The sequence below is a fragment of the Stenotrophomonas sp. 2619 genome, from assembly GCF_040548725.1.
Lineage (GTDB): Bacteria > Pseudomonadota > Gammaproteobacteria > Xanthomonadales > Xanthomonadaceae > Stenotrophomonas > Stenotrophomonas maltophilia_AP.
Genome location: NZ_JBEPSF010000011.1, coordinates 90563 through 107728 on the forward strand (window position 1 = coordinate 90563; position 17166 = coordinate 107728).

Annotated in this window: 21 protein-coding genes; 6 read left to right on the plus strand and 15 right to left on the minus strand. The window is 68.7% G+C overall.

The genetic code is table 11. The features are described from left to right. Positions 1-177: 177 nt before the first annotated feature. The 5 genes from ABIA71_RS12500 to ABIA71_RS12520 all read right to left on the minus strand — a co-directional run bounded on the left by ABIA71_RS12500 (position 178) and on the right by ABIA71_RS12520 (position 2955). Entirely contained in the window at positions 178-906 is a 729-nt protein-coding gene (locus ABIA71_RS12500) for a DNA-formamidopyrimidine glycosylase family protein (protein ID WP_354285468.1), read from the minus strand. Beyond that, positions 899-1639, minus strand: coding sequence for a DUF72 domain-containing protein (locus tag ABIA71_RS12505; RefSeq protein WP_354285470.1), 741 nt, complete (start codon positions 1637-1639; stop codon positions 899-901). Before ABIA71_RS12505 ends, ABIA71_RS12500 begins: the two co-directional genes overlap by 8 nt. An 11-nt stretch (positions 1640-1650) precedes the next feature. Next, positions 1651-2085, minus strand: a complete 435-nt coding sequence (locus ABIA71_RS12510) for a pyridoxamine 5'-phosphate oxidase family protein (RefSeq protein WP_354285472.1) — start codon at positions 2083-2085, stop codon at positions 1651-1653. A gap of 99 nt (positions 2086-2184) precedes the next feature. Continuing rightward, entirely contained in the window at positions 2185-2628 is a 444-nt protein-coding gene (locus ABIA71_RS12515; protein ID WP_354285474.1) for a hypothetical protein, read from the minus strand. A gap of 183 nt (positions 2629-2811) precedes the next feature. Next, positions 2812-2955 carry a hypothetical protein gene (locus tag ABIA71_RS12520; protein ID WP_354285475.1) on the minus strand — a complete coding sequence of 48 codons (144 nt, stop codon included), beginning with the start codon at positions 2953-2955 and terminating at the stop codon, positions 2812-2814. 88 nt (positions 2956-3043) lie between these two features. Here ABIA71_RS12520 and ABIA71_RS12525 point away from each other — a divergent pair, with 88 nt between their 5' ends. Further along, positions 3044-3358 carry a metalloregulator ArsR/SmtB family transcription factor gene (locus ABIA71_RS12525; RefSeq protein ID WP_128096117.1) on the plus strand — a complete coding sequence of 105 codons (315 nt, stop codon included), beginning with the start codon at positions 3044-3046 and terminating at the stop codon, positions 3356-3358. A gap of 30 nt (positions 3359-3388) precedes the next feature. Further along, the gene (locus ABIA71_RS12530) at positions 3389-4798 is read left to right on the plus strand and encodes a DUF2867 domain-containing protein (protein ID WP_354285477.1); all 1410 of its coding nucleotides are present in this window, start codon (positions 3389-3391) and stop codon (positions 4796-4798) included. A gap of 9 nt (positions 4799-4807) precedes the next feature. On the opposite strand, the gene ABIA71_RS12535 is transcribed toward ABIA71_RS12530, so the two are convergent. The 6 genes from ABIA71_RS12535 to ABIA71_RS12560 all read right to left on the minus strand — a co-directional run bounded on the left by ABIA71_RS12535 (position 4808) and on the right by ABIA71_RS12560 (position 9099). Beyond that, a complete protein-coding gene (locus ABIA71_RS12535) occupies positions 4808-5221 on the minus strand; it encodes a hypothetical protein (RefSeq protein WP_354285479.1) in 414 nt (137 codons plus the stop codon). A gap of 2 nt (positions 5222-5223) precedes the next feature. Continuing rightward, positions 5224-6156: an alpha/beta hydrolase gene (locus ABIA71_RS12540; RefSeq protein WP_354285480.1), complete on the minus strand. Its 933-nt coding sequence runs from the start codon at positions 6154-6156 to the stop codon at positions 5224-5226. Between the two features lie 27 nt (positions 6157-6183). Further along, entirely contained in the window at positions 6184-7377 is a 1194-nt protein-coding gene (locus tag ABIA71_RS12545) for a metallophosphoesterase (protein ID WP_354285482.1), read from the minus strand. Positions 7378-7518: 141 nt separating this feature from the next. Next, positions 7519-8034, minus strand: a complete 516-nt coding sequence (locus tag ABIA71_RS12550; RefSeq protein ID WP_354285484.1) for a DUF1801 domain-containing protein — start codon at positions 8032-8034, stop codon at positions 7519-7521. Positions 8035-8087: 53 nt separating this feature from the next. Then, positions 8088-8519 (minus strand): DUF1801 domain-containing protein, encoded by a 432-nt coding sequence (locus ABIA71_RS12555; RefSeq protein ID WP_354285485.1) that lies wholly within the window; start codon positions 8517-8519, stop codon positions 8088-8090. Positions 8520-8592: 73 nt separating this feature from the next. Further along, on the minus strand, positions 8593-9099 hold the full coding sequence (locus ABIA71_RS12560) for a GNAT family N-acetyltransferase (RefSeq protein WP_354285487.1): 507 nt from the start codon (positions 9097-9099) through the stop codon (positions 8593-8595). A 165-nt stretch (positions 9100-9264) separates the two neighbouring features. Between ABIA71_RS12560 and ABIA71_RS12565 the strand changes: the two genes are divergently transcribed. Further along, positions 9265-9834 carry a TetR/AcrR family transcriptional regulator gene (locus ABIA71_RS12565; protein WP_128096110.1) on the plus strand — a complete coding sequence of 190 codons (570 nt, stop codon included), beginning with the start codon at positions 9265-9267 and terminating at the stop codon, positions 9832-9834. A gap of 112 nt (positions 9835-9946) precedes the next feature. Next, positions 9947-11008 carry an MBL fold metallo-hydrolase gene (locus ABIA71_RS12570; protein ID WP_354285588.1) on the plus strand — a complete coding sequence of 354 codons (1062 nt, stop codon included), beginning with the start codon at positions 9947-9949 and terminating at the stop codon, positions 11006-11008. Here ABIA71_RS12570 and ABIA71_RS12575 read toward each other — a convergent pair whose 3' ends face one another. Further along, a complete protein-coding gene (locus ABIA71_RS12575) occupies positions 11009-11224 on the minus strand; it encodes a hypothetical protein (protein ID WP_354285489.1) in 216 nt (71 codons plus the stop codon). A gap of 151 nt (positions 11225-11375) precedes the next feature. Between ABIA71_RS12575 and ABIA71_RS12580 the strand changes: the two genes are divergently transcribed. Then, positions 11376-13355: a hypothetical protein gene (locus tag ABIA71_RS12580; protein ID WP_354285490.1), complete on the plus strand. Its 1980-nt coding sequence runs from the start codon at positions 11376-11378 to the stop codon at positions 13353-13355. Between the two features lie 27 nt (positions 13356-13382). Here the strand turns inward: ABIA71_RS12580 and ABIA71_RS12585 are convergent, their stop codons facing one another. From ABIA71_RS12585 to ABIA71_RS12595, 3 genes are all read right to left on the minus strand, one after another. Next, on the minus strand, positions 13383-14408 hold the full coding sequence (locus ABIA71_RS12585) for an AI-2E family transporter (RefSeq protein ID WP_354285492.1): 1026 nt from the start codon (positions 14406-14408) through the stop codon (positions 13383-13385). 133 nt (positions 14409-14541) lie between these two features. Beyond that, on the minus strand, positions 14542-14793 hold the full coding sequence (locus ABIA71_RS12590; protein ID WP_354285494.1) for a hypothetical protein: 252 nt from the start codon (positions 14791-14793) through the stop codon (positions 14542-14544). Positions 14794-15009: 216 nt separating this feature from the next. Beyond that, positions 15010-16017, minus strand: coding sequence for a LacI family DNA-binding transcriptional regulator (locus ABIA71_RS12595; RefSeq protein ID WP_354285496.1), 1008 nt, complete (start codon positions 16015-16017; stop codon positions 15010-15012). A gap of 95 nt (positions 16018-16112) precedes the next feature. Between ABIA71_RS12595 and ABIA71_RS12600 the strand changes: the two genes are divergently transcribed. Further along, on the plus strand, positions 16113-17165 hold the full coding sequence (locus ABIA71_RS12600) for a sugar phosphate isomerase/epimerase family protein (protein WP_354285498.1): 1053 nt from the start codon (positions 16113-16115) through the stop codon (positions 17163-17165). Position 17166: the final 1 nt, after the last annotated feature.

A 17166-nucleotide genomic window follows, 5' to 3' on the forward strand; every position in this document is an offset into this window, starting at 1 on the left:
GGGGAGCACGGCCGCCCTGCTGGGCGCCGTGCCCGGAAAATGGAGCGAAGCGGGCGGTCAGGTGCGGACCGCGCAGGACGCGCGTAATGGCGTGTGACGCAGCCATCCTACAGCAGCCGACGCCCCCGCAGCGTCAACCTCCCGCGGCCTGGCAGGTCTGCACAGCGGCCAGGCGCGTCAGTACTTCACCTGGCAGTTCGGGCAGAAGAACGTCCGCCGCTTGCTGTGGCCCGGGTAGGTCTTGGACAGCGGCCCGCCACAGGACGGACAGGTCCCTTTGGTATGCACCTGCCAGTGCTGGCGCAGCGTGCCGGCCTTCTTCCACGCCAGGAACGCCTCGCTGTAGGTGCGCGCGTCGGCGATCACCCTGCCCAGCGTGCGCGGCGGGATGTTGCCGATCGTCGATTCGGGATGCACGCGGGTGCGGAACAGCACCTCGTTCTTGATGATGTTGCCGACGCCGGCAAAGAGCGTCTGGTCCAGCAGCGCGTCGCAGATCAACGTGTCTGGCTGCTGCTTGAGCCGGCGCCGGGCCAGGCGCGGGTCCCACGCCGGCGAGAGCACGTCGCCGCGCCAGTCGTAGGTGTCTTCCAGCGGCCCTTCGATGTACTTCAGCGACGAGGCGTAGATGTTCAATTCGCCGTTGTCGAATTGCAGCGACACGCGCGGCGGTGAGGGCTTGCGTTCATCGATACGGTAGCTGCCGAACATCAGCATGTGCACGCGCAGGCTGAACCCGCTGAACTGGATCAGGAAGTGCTTGCCCCAGCTGCGCAGCGCCACTACCCGCCGTCCTTCCATGCGGGTCAGGTCCAGGCTGCTGTTGCCGAGCGCACGGCGCACGGTCTTGCCGCGGAACTTGGCGGCGGCCTCGCGCAGGATGACGATGGAAGGGCCTTCAGGCATGCGCGGCGATCTCCTTCAGGCGCAGGGCATTGGCAATCGCAAAGCCATGCGCGGTGTTGTCGAAGATCACCCACGGTGCCTGCGCCTGCCCTGGCTGGTGCATTACCTGTGCCGCCAGGTCGGCCAGTGCGGCATCGGGGTAATCGCTGTAATACATGCGCGGCGAACCGTGCCAGCGCCAGTAGTGCCAGCCCTGCGCGCCGCCAGGCAGCGCGGCGGCGGCAACGCGCGCCGGATCCACCGCGGCACGGGAAATCGCGTGGCGCTGCAACAGCGCGTCGGCCGGCGCGCTGAACCAGCTGGCATGGCGAGGCTCGCAAACCACGGGGACCGGCGTGCGTCGACGCAGCGCGCGGAAAAAGCTCCCGGCGCGGCGCGTATCCAGGGCCAGTGACGGCGGCAACTGCAGCAACAGCGCGCCCAGCGTGCGCCCCAGTCCGCCCACCTCGTCCAGGAAGCGGTCCAGCAGCGGACCGACGCCCACCAGCCCGGAATCGTGCGAAATCGTCCGGGGCAGCTTCACCGAGAAGCGAAAGCCCGGCGGAACGCTGGCCGCCCAGCGCGCGTAGGTCGTGCGTTGGTGCGGCCGGTAGAACGAGGAATTGATCTCCGCCACCTCGAAGCGCGTGGCATAGCGTGCCAGCGCGCTGTCGCCGGGCCCGAAGTGCGCGGCGTAGCGACTGGGGATCGACCAGCCGGCACACCCGATCTTCGGCATACGCGACGCGGCCATGCGGGCCACCCTCAGCGCAGGATTTCGCCCTGGTCTTCCCCGTCCCAGTAATGGATACGCGCCGCGGCTACCTGGATCAGCACCAGGCCCGGGCTGTCCACGCCCTGCTCGAACCAGCGCTCCAGGTCTTTCACCCAGTGCTGCTGCATGATCGCCTTGTCGCGGTGGAGGGTTGCCCTGCCCTGCACCGCCACGAACAGCGGCGGCTTGCCCAGCAGCGACTTGCTGCCGGTGAAGCTCAGCGCCACCTTCGGGTCGCGGGTGATCTCGCGGACCATGTCGGTGTCTTCGGTGGTGAAGAACCAGCTGTCGCCGTCGTAGTCCACGTCACCGTTGTTGCTCATCGGCCGCGCCGCGATCTCGCCGCTGTCGGTGTGGGTCTGCAGCATGGTGAAGTCGATATTGGCCATCTTCTTGGCCAGTTCGGGCAGGGTCAGGGTGGTCATGGCGCATCCGGGTTGGGGACAGGCTGCCAGCGTCGGCGCGCCACGGTGACCGCGCCGTGCACGGTTCCTGTCACACCCTTCACGCGCAGACGCGGGTGCTCACTTCCGGATCAAGGCGAGAATGGCCTGGCGCTCCTCCAGTGAGCGCTGGAAATCGATCGGATACACCGGCGCATGCTGCGGGCCGACCAGCAGAAAGATGCCACGTGCCCCCACCAGCTCGTTCTGCATCGTGCCAAGACGGTAGTGCCACATCTTCCATAGCGGCACCGTCACCGCAACCGGTACGGCACCGTCGCGCGGCGACAAGACTTCACTGATTTCCAGCTGCAGGCGCATCTGGTTGGATTCGCCGGGCCCGGTGCGCGCGTCGGGGGAAAGGACGGGCACTCCGCGCGCATTGACCATGTCCACCGCGCGGATGGTGGCCACCACGATGTGGTCTGACGCTGCCACCATCTGATCCAGAGACTTCGGCTCGATGGAGGTAGCCGATGCTGGAAATGCGCACAGTACGAGGATCAGGCTCCACAGGTAGTTCATGTCTGATTCCGGGTTGGACGAGGATCGGGAAATAACGCCTGCGCTACATCCACCGCGCAGGCGACGCACAACGCCAGGCCGAGAACCGCAGGGCATCACGCCATTGGCCTGCGCACGCACCTCTTCGCGCATGCGTCGGGCTGATTATGCGCGAATGGTCCCACAGCCACGCGTGGCGTGGCTCTACCGGGGGCGCGCGTCGATGAACACGGGGTTGGAATGAAACCACAGGCCCTGCCACGGGTCTTCGCCCTTGAGGTCGGCCAGCGGGGTAGGCACGCCCGTGTTGCTGCCGCGTGCGCGCACGAAGCCTCCGTTGGCAGGCATCGGTACCGTCCAGGTCGCGCTTGAAAAGGCGCTTGACAGCAGTGCGCCGGCGGAACACCATCAGTTAACGAATTAGTTAATTACCGCCATGGACCGCATCTTCGAAGCCCTCGCCTCCACTGCCCGCCGGCAGATCCTGGCCTACCTCAATGGCGGCGAGTTGAGCGCCGGCGAGCTGGGCGAGCGCTTCGATTTCAGCAAGCCGGCGCTGTCCAGCCACCTGCGCATCCTCGAGGACGCCGGGCTCATCGAACGCGAGAAGCGCGGCCAGTTCGTGTACTTCCGGCAGGTGCCCGACAGGCTGGCCAACACCCTGTTCGCGTGGGCCGCCGAGGTCTGCCCGGTGGGTGGGCCATTGCAGCGTGAGAGCCGTGCCCGTGCGCGCCGCAAGCCCGCCACCTGAGCCGTACCGCCGCAGGACAAGGAGAACGTCATGCTCGATACCCACCGCGTCAGCCGCTCGTTTCCCAGCATCAGCCTGCCGTCCTGCGGCGATGGCAGCCCGGTCGAAGTGGCGTTGATCGCCCAGCTCGGGCTCGGTGCCGGCGATGCGCTGCTGCGCGACGCGGGCCTGCGCCAGGCACAGCATCCCCGCTTCGTGGATGCGCTGGACGAACCTTCCGCCCGGCTGGGCGGCATGCACCTGGCCCACGGGGATGCGTCGTCGCTGTATTCATTCTCGGTCGGCCGCCATGGGCATCCGTTCCATCGCCATGCCGGGCCGCGCATGTTTACCGCCATTGCCGGCAGCGGCGGTGCCCAGCTGCGGTTCTCCACCGTGTCCGACGTACAGCTGCAGCACGATCCGGCTGCCTTCGTACGCGCGCTGCGCTGCATCGACGTGCCGCCGGACTGCCTGTTCACCGTGCGCTTCGGCAGCGGCACCTGGCACCAGTTCGTGTCGCGGCATCCCCGGCATCCGGCCCTGTTCGCGCTGTCGTGCCATGCCGACGAGCGCAGTGGCGCACTGAGCGACGCGCAGCGTGCGCGCATCGATGCCGGGGCCGCCGATATTCCCTCGCTGACCGACACCCTGCCGCCCGCGGTGCAGCAGGTGCTCGACCAGACCGCCCTGGACCAGCTGCCGCGGGTGACGTTGACGCTGCGCGCACCGGCCGCATCGGCACTGGCCCGTCTGTGCGCCGGCAGCCGCAACCTGGTCGGATGGGTGCGCAGCGGTCTGACCCGGCTGCGCCCGGCCCATGGCTACATCGCCCGGCGCGCCGCCTGCGGCACGCTGGACCTGCACCCGGCACCGCCGGCCGACTCCCTGCTGCAGCAGGCACTGCCACAGGGCTTCGACCACCAGGACTACACCCGGCTCACCCTGCCAGCGCACAGTGTGGCGGGGAACTCGGCGCATGCCTTGCTGGAGGCGGTGCTGGACGGATTCATCCGCAACCCACCGCCGGGCGTGGGCCGGCTGATGGCCCTGCGCAACCTGCTGGTGACGCCCTTGCGGCTGCGTACCTCGCCGCTGGGCTGCCCGGTGTCGTCGCTGCTGTCGGACGCGCCGGGCGAGCGCTTCGCCCGGCGTTTCCCGGTGCACGCACAGGCCACCGACGCCACCGACCGCAGCGCTGAAGTCGTGCTCGGCGCCGATGACCGCCACCTGCAGTTCCGCTCATGCGTGCGCGTGCAGATGGTGGGCGATGGCGCGGCGGTGATCGCGCTGGGCACCCGCGTGCGCACCCTCAACGTCTTTGGCCGCGTGTACATGGCGGCGATCAACCGGGTGCACCGCCGCCACATCAGCCCGGCGATGCTGCGCATGGCCGTGGACCACGCGCTGGCGCCGGAACTGGCTGCTGCCCTGTCGCTGCAGGACGCCGCCCTGGCCTGATCGGCCGGCTCAGCGCCGGGAATCGACCAGCCGTGCCACCTGCGCCGCCAGGTCGCCTGTGGCGCACCGGGTGAAGCGGGCCACGGGAACCTCCGCCATGCCGCAGCGCGCCCCTTCCTGAAACGCAGGATCAGGCTGGCCACAGTGCGGGCAATGCAGCGCCACCGACCAGGACGCGCCTGCGGGGGGATCGGCCAGCGCGGCCAGCACGGGCCACAGCGCCGTGTGCGGATCATCGGCAAGCAGCGCGGCCACCTGCGCCGGTACTGCGCTGAAACCCTCCACGATCGCGTGCTGGCGCCCGTCGACACTGCACAGCAGCAGTTCGCCATACACCGCATCGCCCAGGCTGGGGTGGGCGAACATCGCACCGCAGTGGCTGCAGCGGGCGTCGAACAACGGCACGCTGCGCGTGGTTTGCATGCTCAGCCGCCGTCGTACGGGCCGGTGCCCGGGTAAACCTGCAGCAGCGCGCGGGTCAGCGTGGTGGGGTACACGGTGAGGTGGTCTTCGGCCGGGACCACGCGGTTGTCCACCTGCAGGCCCTGGTAGCCGCGCTGGCGCAGGCGGTCGGCGAACGCCTGCGTATCGCGCACCATGTCGTTGCGGGGACCGTCCACCGCATCGGGCGTGGGTGCCTCTTCGCTGCCGATCGCCAGCAGTACCCGTGCCGGCAGCGCGCGGTGCTGCTGCGCGTACTCCTGTTCGAGGCGGTCGATGTAGTGCGCATCGAACCACAGCGACGGGCTGGACAGGATGTAGGTCTGGAACATCTGCGGGCGCGTGAGCAACACATAGGTGCCGAACAGGCCGCCGTAGGAATGCCCGGCGAAACTGCGCCGTGTCGGATCGGTACGGTAGCGCGCGTCCACCGCGGGCAACACGTGCGTGGCCAGGAAATCGCGGTAGTGCGCGGCACCGCCGTAGACCACGTCGTCGCTGTAGTCGTCGTCGGCGCTGCGTTGCGGCTGGGTGGGCGTGTAGTCGCGCGAGCGGCTCTGCTTGGAGGTCAGTCCCTGCTGCGGCGGCAGCCCGACCAGGATGAAATCCTCCAGGTTGGCGCCACCCTGCCCCACCAGGTTGCGCACGCTGCGCACCAGCGGAAAGCTGTACAGCGCGTCGGTGACGAACAGCACCGGGTAGCGCCGTTGCGGATGCTGCGCGTAGCTGCCCGGCAGTGCCACCCAGATCGGATAGTCGCGCCCGGCCGGATCATGCACGCTCCAGCTCTCGGTATCGGGAAGCACCACGCCCGCCGTCGGCACCGCCGCAGCGGGTGCGCTGCGCAGCGCATCGCCATGCAGCGCACAGCCACCGGTGGTGGCCAGCACCATCATCGTTCCCAACGCGTTGCGCATTGCCTTCATCCGTGGTCTTCCACCCTATCAGCGCGCAAGCGTCGCAATTCCCTGCGGGCTTGCCAAGCCGGGGCGTTCAGCTACGGTGCGGCTGGGCGCGCCCTGGCGCAGCGTGATCAGGGTGATCTCCGACGGCACGCCGATGCGCGCGGCGAAACCGGCCCACAGCCCGGCACCGTTGCTGACATACAGGGTCATGCCGTCCACCGCGTAACGCCCGGACACGTAACCACCGTTGGCGCGCTTGACCAGCTGGTCCATGCCCACGATGTGCCCGCCGTGGGTGTGCCCGGACAACTGCAGTGCAACGCCGCGTGCGGCATTGGCACGCGCCGCGCCGGGGCGGTGGTCGAGCAGGATCACCGGGGCATGCGGATCGGCGCTGGCCAGCGCGGCGGCCAGATCCGGCATCGGCAGGCCGTAGCGCGCCGCCACCGGGTCGGTGACGCCGGCAATGGTCAGCACCGCGCCGTCTCGGCGGACCTCGGTGTGGGTGTTCTCCAGCACCTGCATGCCCTGCGCGCGGAATGCCTGCATCCAGGCGGCGTACTGCGCGTAGTACTCGTGGTTGCCGGTGATGGCGATGACACCATCGGGGGCGCGCAGGCGGGCCAGCGGGGCGAAATCGGCGGCACGCGCAGCCACCGTGCCGTCGATCAGGTCGCCGGTGATCACCACCAGGTCCGGCGACAGCGCATTGCTGTTGGCCACCACCTTGGCCACCCAGGTGCCGGTGAGCAGGCGGCTGGCGTGGATGTCGGTGAGCTGCAGCACGCGGTAGCCGTCGAACTGTGCCGGCAGGCCGTCGATGGCCACCTCGATGTGGCGCGTGTGCGGCACGGCCATGCCCTGCCAGATGCCATAGGCCGACACCACCAGCGCCGCGCCCATCGCGGCCGGGCGCAGCCATGCGATGCGCAGTGCGGTGGTGGCACGAGGGCAGCGCAACAGGCGCGCGCCCAGCAACAGCCCATCCAGCAGCAACACCGCCAGCGCGCCGATCAGCAGCGCGGTGAAGCCGGTGGCGAGCACCGCAAGGACCGGTTTGGGAAGTTCCGAGGAGGCCATGGTGCCGGCGAACCGGGCCACGATGCGGTGATGCAGGGCCAGCGACACCACCAGCAATCCAAGCGGGCCGCGTAGCGACAGCGACACCCGCAACGGCCACACCACGCGCCACACCACGTACAACGCAAGCAGCACACCAACAACACTCAGCACAGGCAGATCCAGTTTCAATGGGGGAGCGCCTTGTCGCCACTACAGGGCGACAAGGCAGCCCCCATCTTTGCCGAATCCGCCGGTCGCTGCCACCGCGCCACTGTCATGTTGGCCCCGATGCGCCTCGTGGCCGGCCGACACTTACCGGCGCGGGGGGCGTGCGGTGCCGGTTGGCGCCGCGGCACGCGTGTCGGTTGCCGCCTTGGGTGCCGCACGTTTGCGCGGCGCGGACGTTTTCGCCGCCTTGGCCGCCACGTTCACCGCTACCGCGGCACGGATCAGCGCTTTCAGTGCCGTCGCGTTGATCGTGTCGCCCTCGTGCAGGTCGATCGCGCGGCGCGTGTTGCCGTCCAGGCTCGCGTTGAACAGGCCGGCCGGATCGTCGAGCGCGGCGCCCTTGGCGAAGGTCAGCTTGACCGCGCGCGCGTAGGTTTCGCCGGTGCACAGGATGCCGTCGTGTTCCCACACCGGCACGCCGCGCCACTTCACCGTTTCCACCACCGCCGGGTCGGCCTGCTGGATGATGCGGCGCACGTGCGCCAGGGTCGTGCCGCGCCAGTCGTCGAGGCCGGCAATCTTCGCGTCGATGACCTGGGCGGCCGACGGGCCCGGGTCGGCCGATGCGGTGGAGGTGCTGCGGGAGGCGGCCTTGGTCATGGGAATGTCCTGGCAGAAATGGCAGTGGGTGGCGCTACCGGCACGCGGGCCGGTTACATCCGCTCGCCGGGCAGGCGGCTGGCCTGGCGGACCCAGGCGCTGAACTGCGCCTCATCCAATGGCACCGCTTCGCGGATATGCAGGTAGCGGGTGTCCTGGCTCTTTGAAGGCTCCGGCGGCAGCGGCTGCAGTGCGGTGCCCCGGAAGAAGGCCACCTTGATGTAGCCGGTGAAGCAATGCAGGCTCAGGAACCAGCCGTCATCGCCGGCTGCATACAGCGGTGAATTCCACTTCACTGCCTTGCGCACGCCCGGCACCGCCGCGCTGATCAAGGCATCCAGGCGTTCGCCCACGGCACGTTTCCAGCCGGGCATCGCCGCGATGTAGGCCTGCACCGGCGCGTCGCCCTCGCCTTTGGGAATCTGCGGGTTGCCGCCGGCCAGCAGGCGCGGCGCGGCAGCAGACGGTGTCGAACGCGTTGGCATGTGCACGCCTTCCGGAAGCAGCCCAGAACCGCCTTATAGACCCCGGCGGGCGGGATGGCAACGCAGGCAGGGCTCAGCGCGCGTAGCGATACACCCGATCGTGCGGATCGCTGCGTGGGGCGCTGGCGTCCAGCGTTCCACCCAACCGCTGGGCCACCCGCGCCGAGCCGGCGTTGTCGGCGGCCATGTAGCTGACCAGCGTCGCCACGCCCAGCGTGTCGAAGGCCCAGTCGCGCATCGCCTGCGCCGCCTCGGTGGCATAGCCCTGGCCTTCGTGGCCGGCATACAGCAGCCAGCCCAGTTCCTTTTCCGGAAACAGCGGGCCGTCGTTGATGCCGATCTGGCCCACGCAGGTGCCCGTGTCGGCGTGCTCGATCATCAGCGCCCCGTGGCCGAAGAAGTGCCAGCAGGCCTGGTCGTGGCAGAACATGCCCCACGCCGCGCGCAGGTCGAACGGACCGCCCAGGCCGCTCGCCCGCGGCGAGGCCAGGAACGCGGCATACGCGGGGAAATCGGCGATGGCCTGTGCGCGCAGCAGCAGGCGCGGGGTGCGCAGGGTGATCGGGGCGGCGGGCGCCATGGCGGGGTTCCAACGTGAACAGGCCGGCATGGTCACGCGGGGGCGGGCGGCCGATCAAGGCCCCGGGCATGCCCAGCTGAACAGATCCGGGTGACGTGGATGCCAGCACTTGCGCCGGACGGGTCACGCGCCTATAAATGAGCAAGCACTCACTTACTCATTCCCATGGCCCGCCCCCTCAGCGAACAGAAACGCGACGCTATCCTCGACGCCACCGCCAAACTGGTGGCCGCGCAGGGTATTGGCGCGTCCACGGCGCAGATCGCGCGGGCCGCCAAGGTAGCCGAAGGCACGGTGTTCACCTACTTCGAGACCAAGGATGCGCTGCTCAACGCGCTGTTCGTACGCCTGGAAACCCGGCTGGCGATGGTGCTCGGCGCGGACTTCCCCGACCAGGCCGACGCCCGCGGGCTGGTGCTGCATGCCTGGAACGCGTTGATCGCCTGGGGCTCGACCTACCCCATCGATCGCATGGCGCTGCGCCAGCTCAAGGTGTCCGAGCGCATCAGTGCGCACACGCGCAGCGAATGCGCCGGCCTGTTCGGCAGCATGCTGCAGGCGCTGGAAACCAGCCTGGCCAGCCACATCGATCCGGAGCGGCTGCCGTTCTACCTGGGCCGGGTGTTGATCAACCTGTTGGAAACCACGCTGGAAGCGATGGCGGCCGACCCCGAGAACGCCGCGACGTTGCAGCAGGCCGGGTTCGACCTGTTCTGGAAAGGCATCCAACGATGACCCTGTCTTTTTCTCCATTAAATGAGTGCGTACGCACTCACCAATCAGAAGGCGCCGCATGAGAGCCCTCCCCCTGCTTGCCCTCGCCTTCTCCCTCACCGTACTCATCGGGATGACCCTGACCGTGCCTATCGCCCCCAATGACCAGTCGCCGCAGATGCAGGACGGCCACTTCACCAACGTTGCCCCCAAGCCCAAGGAAACCGTGACCGGTACGCTCAAGCTGCTGTGGGAATTCCTGTTCGACCGTCCCGCGGGCACCACCCCGCCCGCGCCGCCCCCGGTACGCGCGATCACTGCCGCCGAACTGGCCAGTGCCCCCGAGCACAGCCTGTACCGGTTGGGCCATTCGACCCTGCTGGTGAAACTGCGCGGCGGCTGGTGGCTGACCGACCCGGTGTTCTCCAAACGTGCCTCGCCGGTGCAGTGGATGGGCCCCAAGCGCTTCCATGCCCCGCCGATCGCGCTGCACGACCTGCCGCCCATTCGCGGCGTGCTGCTCTCGCACGACCACTACGACCACCTCGACCGCGCCACCATCAAGCATCTGGCCACGCGCGCCGATGTGTTCCTGACCCCGCTGGGCGTGGGCGACCGGCTGATCGCCTGGGGCGTGCCGCGCGACCGCGTGCGTCAGCTGGACTGGTGGCAGGAAACCGAGGTGGACGGCGTGCGCTTCGCGGCCACCCCGGCCCAGCACTTTTCCGGCCGCGGGCTGCGCGATGGCAACCGCACGCTGTGGGCGTCGTGGGTGATCCTGGATGACGGCCTGCGCCTGTTCTTCAGCGGCGACACCGGCTACTTCGACGGCTTCCGCCAGATCGGCGAGCGCTACGGGCCGTTCGATGTCACCTTCATCGAAACCGGTGCCTACGACGCCAAGTGGCCGTTCGTGCACATGCAGCCCGAGCAGACTGTGCAGGCCCACCAGGACCTGCGGGGCCGCTGGCTGCTGCCGATCCACAACGGCACCTTCGACCTGGCCCTGCACCAATGGGACGAGCCGTTCGAGCGGGTCAGCGCACTGGCGCGGCAGCGCGGCATTCCGCTGGCAACGCCGGGCATGGGCGAACGCCTGGACCTGGACGCCCCGCAGCCCGGCACGCCGTGGTGGCGCCAGGTGAAGGCCGAGCAGGACGCACGCCGGATCACCCCGGTGGGCAGCGCGATGTAATCAGCGCAGGCCGACCACCGTAATGATGACCACCGCGATGCACCAGGTGATCGCCGTGCACAGGCGCACCTGCTGCGCGGTCAGGGGCTCGGTGAACAGGTCGATCAGGTCGAAGCTGAGAAGGGAAAACAGCCCCTGCACGCGCTCGGCGCCGCCCAGGAAGACAATCCAGAAACTCAGCGCGGTGATGGCCAGCAACAGCAGGAAGAACAACATGGACAGGTCCTTGATCCGGGTGTTGCTGAAAGGGGCACGTCGTACCGGGCAGGTGCCGGGCACTGCCGCAGCATAAGCCAACATGCCCCGGTTGCACGCGCAGCCGGGGTGCATCTGCTACCGTGCCGGCAGCCGTCCGACTGCCCCTGCAATGCCCCTGCCGACCCAACCCGTCTATTTCCTGCCGCTGAGCGAAACAGCGCTTGCCGCGTTCCTTGATGTGGGGCAGATCCCGGCCAGCGCGCTGGAGCGTGCCGGCCTGTTCGCCGCAGCCCTGTGCCAGGGGCGCGCCCACCACAGCGCCGCGCTGACCCGGCTGATCGACCAGGCCTGTGCACTGTTTGCCGCGCAGCCCGACGACGCCGATGCGCAGTTCAACGCGCTGGCCGCCGGCATGCCGGGCCAGCTCAACGACGCGTTGCAGGCCTTGGCCGCACAGAGCGTGGTGCTGGGCCCGGACGCGGTGGTGGCCGAGTTCTGCCGGATGTCGCCGTCGGACTACCCGGTGGATCCGTTCCAGGCAGCGTGCCGCACCACGCTGGAGCCGCACACCATCCGCTTCTATACCGACGCCGCCGGCGAAGAACCCGACGATGTCGGGATCGACGTTGCGCAGGCACCGGCCTATGTCGAGCGCACCCACGATTACACCGCCGAGCAGGCCCGCGCACTGCGCGCGATCGTGGCCAACGACGACGAACACATCGACCTGGACGCCTATGCAGGCGCGGGCAAGACCCACCTGATCCTGCAGCTGCTGGACAGCGCGACCCGGCGCTACACCTACATCGCGCCGCGCCCCAGCCAGGTGCAGGCTTTCCGGCGCCGGCTGAGCGGTGCGCTGCCGATCGAGATCCTGTCGCAGATCAGCTTCGCCAACCAGATCGCCGGCGCCGCGTTCCGCCAGGGCATCCTCGGCACCGCGTTCCGCCCGACGTTCCAGATCAGCAAGGCCTCGTTCCGCGACATCGCCCAGCGCATCGGCCTGCAGCCGATCGGCAACCATGCACCCACCAGCGTGCTGCGCGTGGCCTTCGACGGCATCGCCGCCTGGTGCCGGTCGCCGGCCGAGCGGCTGGAGCCGCGCCACTTCGCCCGCGCGTTGCCGTGGGCGATGATCGATGCCGGCCCCTACATCGCCGCCGCCGAGCACGTGTGGCGCTGCATGTTCGACCCGGCCTTGCAGAAGACCCCCTTGCTCAGCCTCAACGTCGACCATATCGGCAAGTGGCTGGCCCTGCACGGTGCGCGCATTCCCACCCTGTGGGGCACGCTGCTGATCGATGAAGGCCACGACATGAGCCCGGCCTGGAAAGGCCTGTTGTCTGGCTACGAAGGCTCGGTGATCAGCCTGGGCGATCCGAACCAGCGCCTGGTGGGGCGCGCACCGCGCTTTGCCACCGGCATGAAGCTGGAAATCGCCCAGTCCGTGCGCCAGGGTCGGCTGGTGGAGCAGCTGGTCAACGAAACCGTGGCACTGGACGCCACCGGCTTTTTCGACGGCCCGTTCGAAGGCTCGGCCGACCAGCCCACGCTGACCCGGACCTACACCAGCTGGGACGAGATTCCCGGCAGCGGTGCGCGGGTCTACGGCAACCCGTGGCGGCTGCTGGAAGAAGCGCAGCGCCTGGCCGCCGCCGGCATCCCGTTCGGCATCCACCCGGACACGCTGACCAGCGTGGGCCGCGAGGTGAACCGCGGCGAAGAGGCCTACCGCGAAATGACCTCGCATGGCGGCAGCAGCCAGCGCTGGGAAGCGCTGCTGGCCGAGTGCAGCGAGCAGGACATGCCGCAGATCCCGCGCATGTTCATGCGCGGCTACAACCGCGACCGCTTCATCGAACTGGGCCAGCGCCTGGTCGAGTTCCACGACGCCACGCTGCAGCTGCTGCTGGTGGAGCATGCCAAGAACACCGAGTTCGCGGTGGTGGCCATGTCGTTGTGCTGCTTCCGCACCGGCTTCGGCCGTGGCTACGCGCACAACCCGGTGCGTGCCGCGTACACGGCGATGACCCGTGGCACCCAGCAGCTGTGGTTGCCGGCCGGGGCACTGGATGAACTTGGCCAGAGCATCGCCCGCTTCCAGGCCAACCGCACCGACTACCGCCGCAGCAAGCTCACCCGGCGCTAGCGCCGCCCACGGCGTGGGCGGCCGCGCTCAGATCCAGCGCTGGTCCAGCAGTTCGCGCTTGATGTACGCATAGAACACCGGCGCGGCCACCAACCCGGGCAGACCGAACGCTGCTTCCATCACCAGCATCGCCAACAGCAGCTCCCAGGCCCGCGCCTGGATCTCGCCGCCGACGATGCGTGCGTTGAGGAAGTACTCCAGCTTGTGGATCACCACCAGGTACAGCAGCGCGGCCATCGCCACGTAGAACGACACCGACAGCGCCACGATGGTGATGACGGTGTTGGAGATGATGTTGCCCACCACCGGCAACAGACCGGCCAGGAAGGTGATCAGCACCAGGGTCTTGGACAGCGGCACGTGCACCCCGAACAGCGGCAGCACGCCGAGCAGGAAGATCGCGGTGAACAGCGTGTTGAGCAGGGAAATCTTCACCTGCGCGAACACCACCTGGCGGAATGCCGTGGCCAGCCGCGAGGTGCGGCCGATCAGTTCCTGCGCCAGCGGTCCCATCTTCGGCAGGGGCAGTTCGTCGTACAGCGCGATCATCGCGCCGAGCACCATGCCGATCAGCACACGGACACTCACCTGCACCACCGACGTGCCTGCCACGCCCAGCTGGCGCTGGTGTTCGGCCGCCCAGTCGTTGAGCGCAGCGCGCAGCGCGGTGAGGTCTTCGGGGATGTAGGGCTGCAGCAGCGCCGGTACCTGGTGGCGCGACGTATTGAGGATGTCCATGAGCCGCGCCAGCAGCACGTCCGGGCCGCCGGTCTCGTTGCGGAAGAACGCCGCGATGCCGATGCCGGCCAGCACCAGCACGCCGATGATCACCGCCGCCAGCACGATCACCGCGATCGCCCGCGCCCGCCCCGGTCGCAACCGGCCCTCCACCACCGATGCCAGCACGTGGGTGAGCTGGAACACCAACAGGCCTGACAGCAGTGTCACCACCAGACCCAGCTTCAACGCCAACCACATGCCCAGCAGCATCAGCAGCCAGGCCGCGATGCGGGCGGTGGGCGGTGTGGGGAACGCGGGGATTACAAGGGACATGGCGGAGCATCCGGCGGGGTCGGCCCATGGTAGTGGATGCGCGCTGGCGGTTGCGGATGGACCCGCCGAGGCCAACCCGGGCGAACACGCCCTGCCGCATCATTGGCATGGCATGCCGGCGAACGGTCTGTCCTTATCTGTTCCAGATCACCGCAACGACGGCGATGGTCAGCACCTGCGCGACAAGCAACAGGGCGGCAGGATGTCTGCGGACAAGGGCTGCCGCCACCGCGCCGGGTATGACGGCAATGCCCAGTGAACCGGCGAGCACCCATGCGGCGGCGTCCAGGGACGCAAACAGCCTGGGCTCGGCCGCTGCCGCATACAGCGCCACGATCAGGGCAGACCCCGACGCCGCGCGTGCCAGACGCGTGAGGTAGCGCATCACCACGCCACGGGCCCCGGGCGACGCCGATGGCGGGCTACGCAGCGGCGATGGCGTCTGGGTCGCGCTGTCGGGGACTGCCACGTTCCCTGTGGTCGTCATTGCACACCGTTGCGTTGTGGCGGTTCGAACGATCTTACCCCGCGCGCCGCGGGGGTGCCGGGCCAATCCCGGGGGCGTGGAACCTGCACCACCACGCCCTTACCGCCCGTGCCATCACCGGTGCCCCGGCGCCGCGGTCGAGCCCCGCACCATCAAGCTGAAATCGAGCGTCTGCTGACGCGGCACATCGACACGTTCGATGATGGCCAGCAGCAGGTGCACCGCGCGGGCACCAATCTCCCGCATGGGTTGCCGGATGGTGGTCAGCGGGGGCGTGAGGTAACGCGACGACGCCAGGTCGTCGAAGCCGACGACGGACAGGTCATCGGGCACGCCGATACCCAGATCCCGACAGGCCGCCAGCACGCCGAGCGCCATCTGGTCGCTGAAGCAGAACACCGCCGTCGGCACCGACGGGCGGGCCAGCAGTTCCATCCCGGCCGCATGACCGGATTCCACCGAGAAGTCACCCGGCACAACGCTCAGGTGACGCAGCCGACCGCGCGCCTTGCCGGCCGCCCGAACCCCTTCCAGTCGCTGCTGATGCAGGGGATTGTCCGGCGGTCCACCGACCACAGCGATGCGCTCGTGCCCCAGCCCGTACAGGTGGTCCATCACCGCGCGCGCGGCGGCCGCGTTGTCGATGTGGACGCTGGGGATGCCCAGCGCAGGATCGAATTCGCAGCCGTTGACCACCGGCGCGGCATTGCCCTGCTGCTGGACGATGTCACGTGCCGTGGGCGGGAGGCGATGCCCCAGCACGATCAGACCGTCGGCCTCGTTGCGCCGGAGCATCTGTGCGTAGCGCTCCTCGCGCTCGGGCAGGTTCTGGGTATCGCCCAGCAGCACGGCGTAACCCACGGCCTGCGCCGCGTCCTCCGCGCCCTGCAGGATCTGGGCGAAGAACGGGTTGGCGATGTCCGGCACGGTGACCAGGATCTTGCCGCTGCGCTGGGTCTTGAGCGTTCTGGCCACCGTGTTGGGGACATAGCCCAGTGCGGCGGCCGCCTGCTCGATGCGCGCGCGCGTGGCCGGCAGCACTTTCTCCGGCCGTGACAGCGCCCGCGACACCGTGCCGGCCGAAACGCCAACGTGCTTTGCAATGTCGTAGATGGTGGCCATGGCGTTACCTCTTCCTTCCGCTGTGCAGTGCACAACGGGTCTTTCGAATGCCCCTGCTAGGATAATGCAATCGATTGCATCGAGGGCGAATCCTCTTGAAAACGCTCAAGGGTCCAGCGCTGTTCCTGGCGCAGTTCATCGGCGACACACCTCCTTTTGATCGGCTGGACACGCTGGCCGGCTGGGCCGCGGGGCTGGGCTATTCTGGCGTACAAGTACCGACCAGCGCGCCCCACCTGTTCGATCTGGCCGAGGCGGCACGCAGCCAGGCGTACTGCGACGACGTCGCCGGCATGCTGGCCGGGCATGGCCTGCAGATCACCGAGCTGTCCACCCACCTGCAGGGCCAGCTGGTCGCGGTCCATCCCGCCTACGACAGCCTGTTCGACGGCTTCGCGCCGCCGGACAAGCGCGGCGATCCGGCCGCCCGCCAGGCCTGGGCGGTGGAGCAGCTGCTGCTGGCGGCCAAGGCCAGCCAGCGCCTGGGGCTGACCGCACATGCCACGTTCTCCGGTGCGCTGGCCTGGCCGTATTTCTATCCCTGGCCGCAGCGCCCGCCCGGGCTGGTGGAAGAAGCCTTCGCCGAACTTGGCCGCCGCTGGCGCCCCATCCTGGACGCCTTCGACGCCTGCGGCGTGGACCTGTGTTTCGAGATCCATCCGGGCGAGGACCTGCATGACGGCGCGACCTTCGAGCGCTTTCTCGACGTGGTGGACCACCATCCCCGCGCGAAGATCCTGTACGACCCCAGCCATCTGCTGCTGCAGCAGATGGACTATCTCGGCTTCATCGACCGCTACCACGCGCGCATCGGCATCTTCCACGTCAAGGACGCGGAGTATCACGCCAGCGCGCGCAGCGGCGTGTATGGCGGTTACCAGGACTGGATCGATCGTCCGGGGCGGTTCCGCTCGCTCGGCGATGGGCAGATCGACTTCAAGGCGATTTTCTCGAAATTCGCGCAGTACGACTTCCCCGGCTGGGCGGTGCTGGAGTGGGAGTGCTGCCTGAAGCACCCCGAAGACGGTGCGCGGGAGGGCGCCGCCTTCATCCGCGACCACATCATCCACGTGACGGGGCGCGCTTTCGACGACTTTGCCGACAGCGGCACCGATCCTGGATCACTGCGCCGCATGCTGGGGATCTGAG

Excerpts from the sequence above, each read along its gene's own strand:
- ABIA71_RS12540 (WP_354285480.1), bottom strand. The coding sequence starts at position 6,156 with ATGCGCAACGCGTTGGGAACGATGATGGTGCTGGCCACCACCGGTGGC.
- ABIA71_RS12575 (WP_354285489.1), bottom strand. The coding sequence starts at position 11,224 with ATGTTGTTCTTCCTGCTGTTGCTGGCCATCACCGCGCTGAGTTTCTGG.
- ABIA71_RS12525 (WP_128096117.1), top strand. The coding sequence starts at position 3,044 with ATGGACCGCATCTTCGAAGCCCTCGCCTCCACTGCCCGCCGGCAGATC.
- ABIA71_RS12555 (WP_354285485.1), bottom strand. The coding sequence starts at position 8,519 with ATGCCAACGCGTTCGACACCGTCTGCTGCCGCGCCGCGCCTGCTGGCC.
- ABIA71_RS12565 (WP_128096110.1), top strand. The coding sequence starts at position 9,265 with ATGGCCCGCCCCCTCAGCGAACAGAAACGCGACGCTATCCTCGACGCC.
- ABIA71_RS12520 (WP_354285475.1), bottom strand. The coding sequence starts at position 2,955 with ATGCCTGCCAACGGAGGCTTCGTGCGCGCACGCGGCAGCAACACGGGC.
- ABIA71_RS12535 (WP_354285479.1), bottom strand. The coding sequence starts at position 5,221 with ATGCAAACCACGCGCAGCGTGCCGTTGTTCGACGCCCGCTGCAGCCAC.
- ABIA71_RS12580 (WP_354285490.1), top strand. The coding sequence starts at position 11,376 with ATGCCCCTGCCGACCCAACCCGTCTATTTCCTGCCGCTGAGCGAAACA.
- ABIA71_RS12500 (WP_354285468.1), bottom strand. The coding sequence starts at position 906 with ATGCCTGAAGGCCCTTCCATCGTCATCCTGCGCGAGGCCGCCGCCAAG.
- ABIA71_RS12560 (WP_354285487.1), bottom strand. The coding sequence starts at position 9,099 with ATGGCGCCCGCCGCCCCGATCACCCTGCGCACCCCGCGCCTGCTGCTG.
- ABIA71_RS12505 (WP_354285470.1), bottom strand. The coding sequence starts at position 1,639 with ATGGCCGCGTCGCGTATGCCGAAGATCGGGTGTGCCGGCTGGTCGATC.
- ABIA71_RS12530 (WP_354285477.1), top strand. The coding sequence starts at position 3,389 with ATGCTCGATACCCACCGCGTCAGCCGCTCGTTTCCCAGCATCAGCCTG.
- ABIA71_RS12510 (WP_354285472.1), bottom strand. The coding sequence starts at position 2,085 with ATGACCACCCTGACCCTGCCCGAACTGGCCAAGAAGATGGCCAATATC.
- ABIA71_RS12570 (WP_354285588.1), top strand. The coding sequence starts at position 9,947 with ATGACCCTGACCGTGCCTATCGCCCCCAATGACCAGTCGCCGCAGATG.
- ABIA71_RS12550 (WP_354285484.1), bottom strand. The coding sequence starts at position 8,034 with ATGACCAAGGCCGCCTCCCGCAGCACCTCCACCGCATCGGCCGACCCG.
- ABIA71_RS12585 (WP_354285492.1), bottom strand. The coding sequence starts at position 14,408 with ATGTCCCTTGTAATCCCCGCGTTCCCCACACCGCCCACCGCCCGCATC.
- ABIA71_RS12515 (WP_354285474.1), bottom strand. The coding sequence starts at position 2,628 with ATGAACTACCTGTGGAGCCTGATCCTCGTACTGTGCGCATTTCCAGCA.
- ABIA71_RS12590 (WP_354285494.1), bottom strand. The coding sequence starts at position 14,793 with ATGCGCTACCTCACGCGTCTGGCACGCGCGGCGTCGGGGTCTGCCCTG.
- ABIA71_RS12595 (WP_354285496.1), bottom strand. The coding sequence starts at position 16,017 with ATGGCCACCATCTACGACATTGCAAAGCACGTTGGCGTTTCGGCCGGC.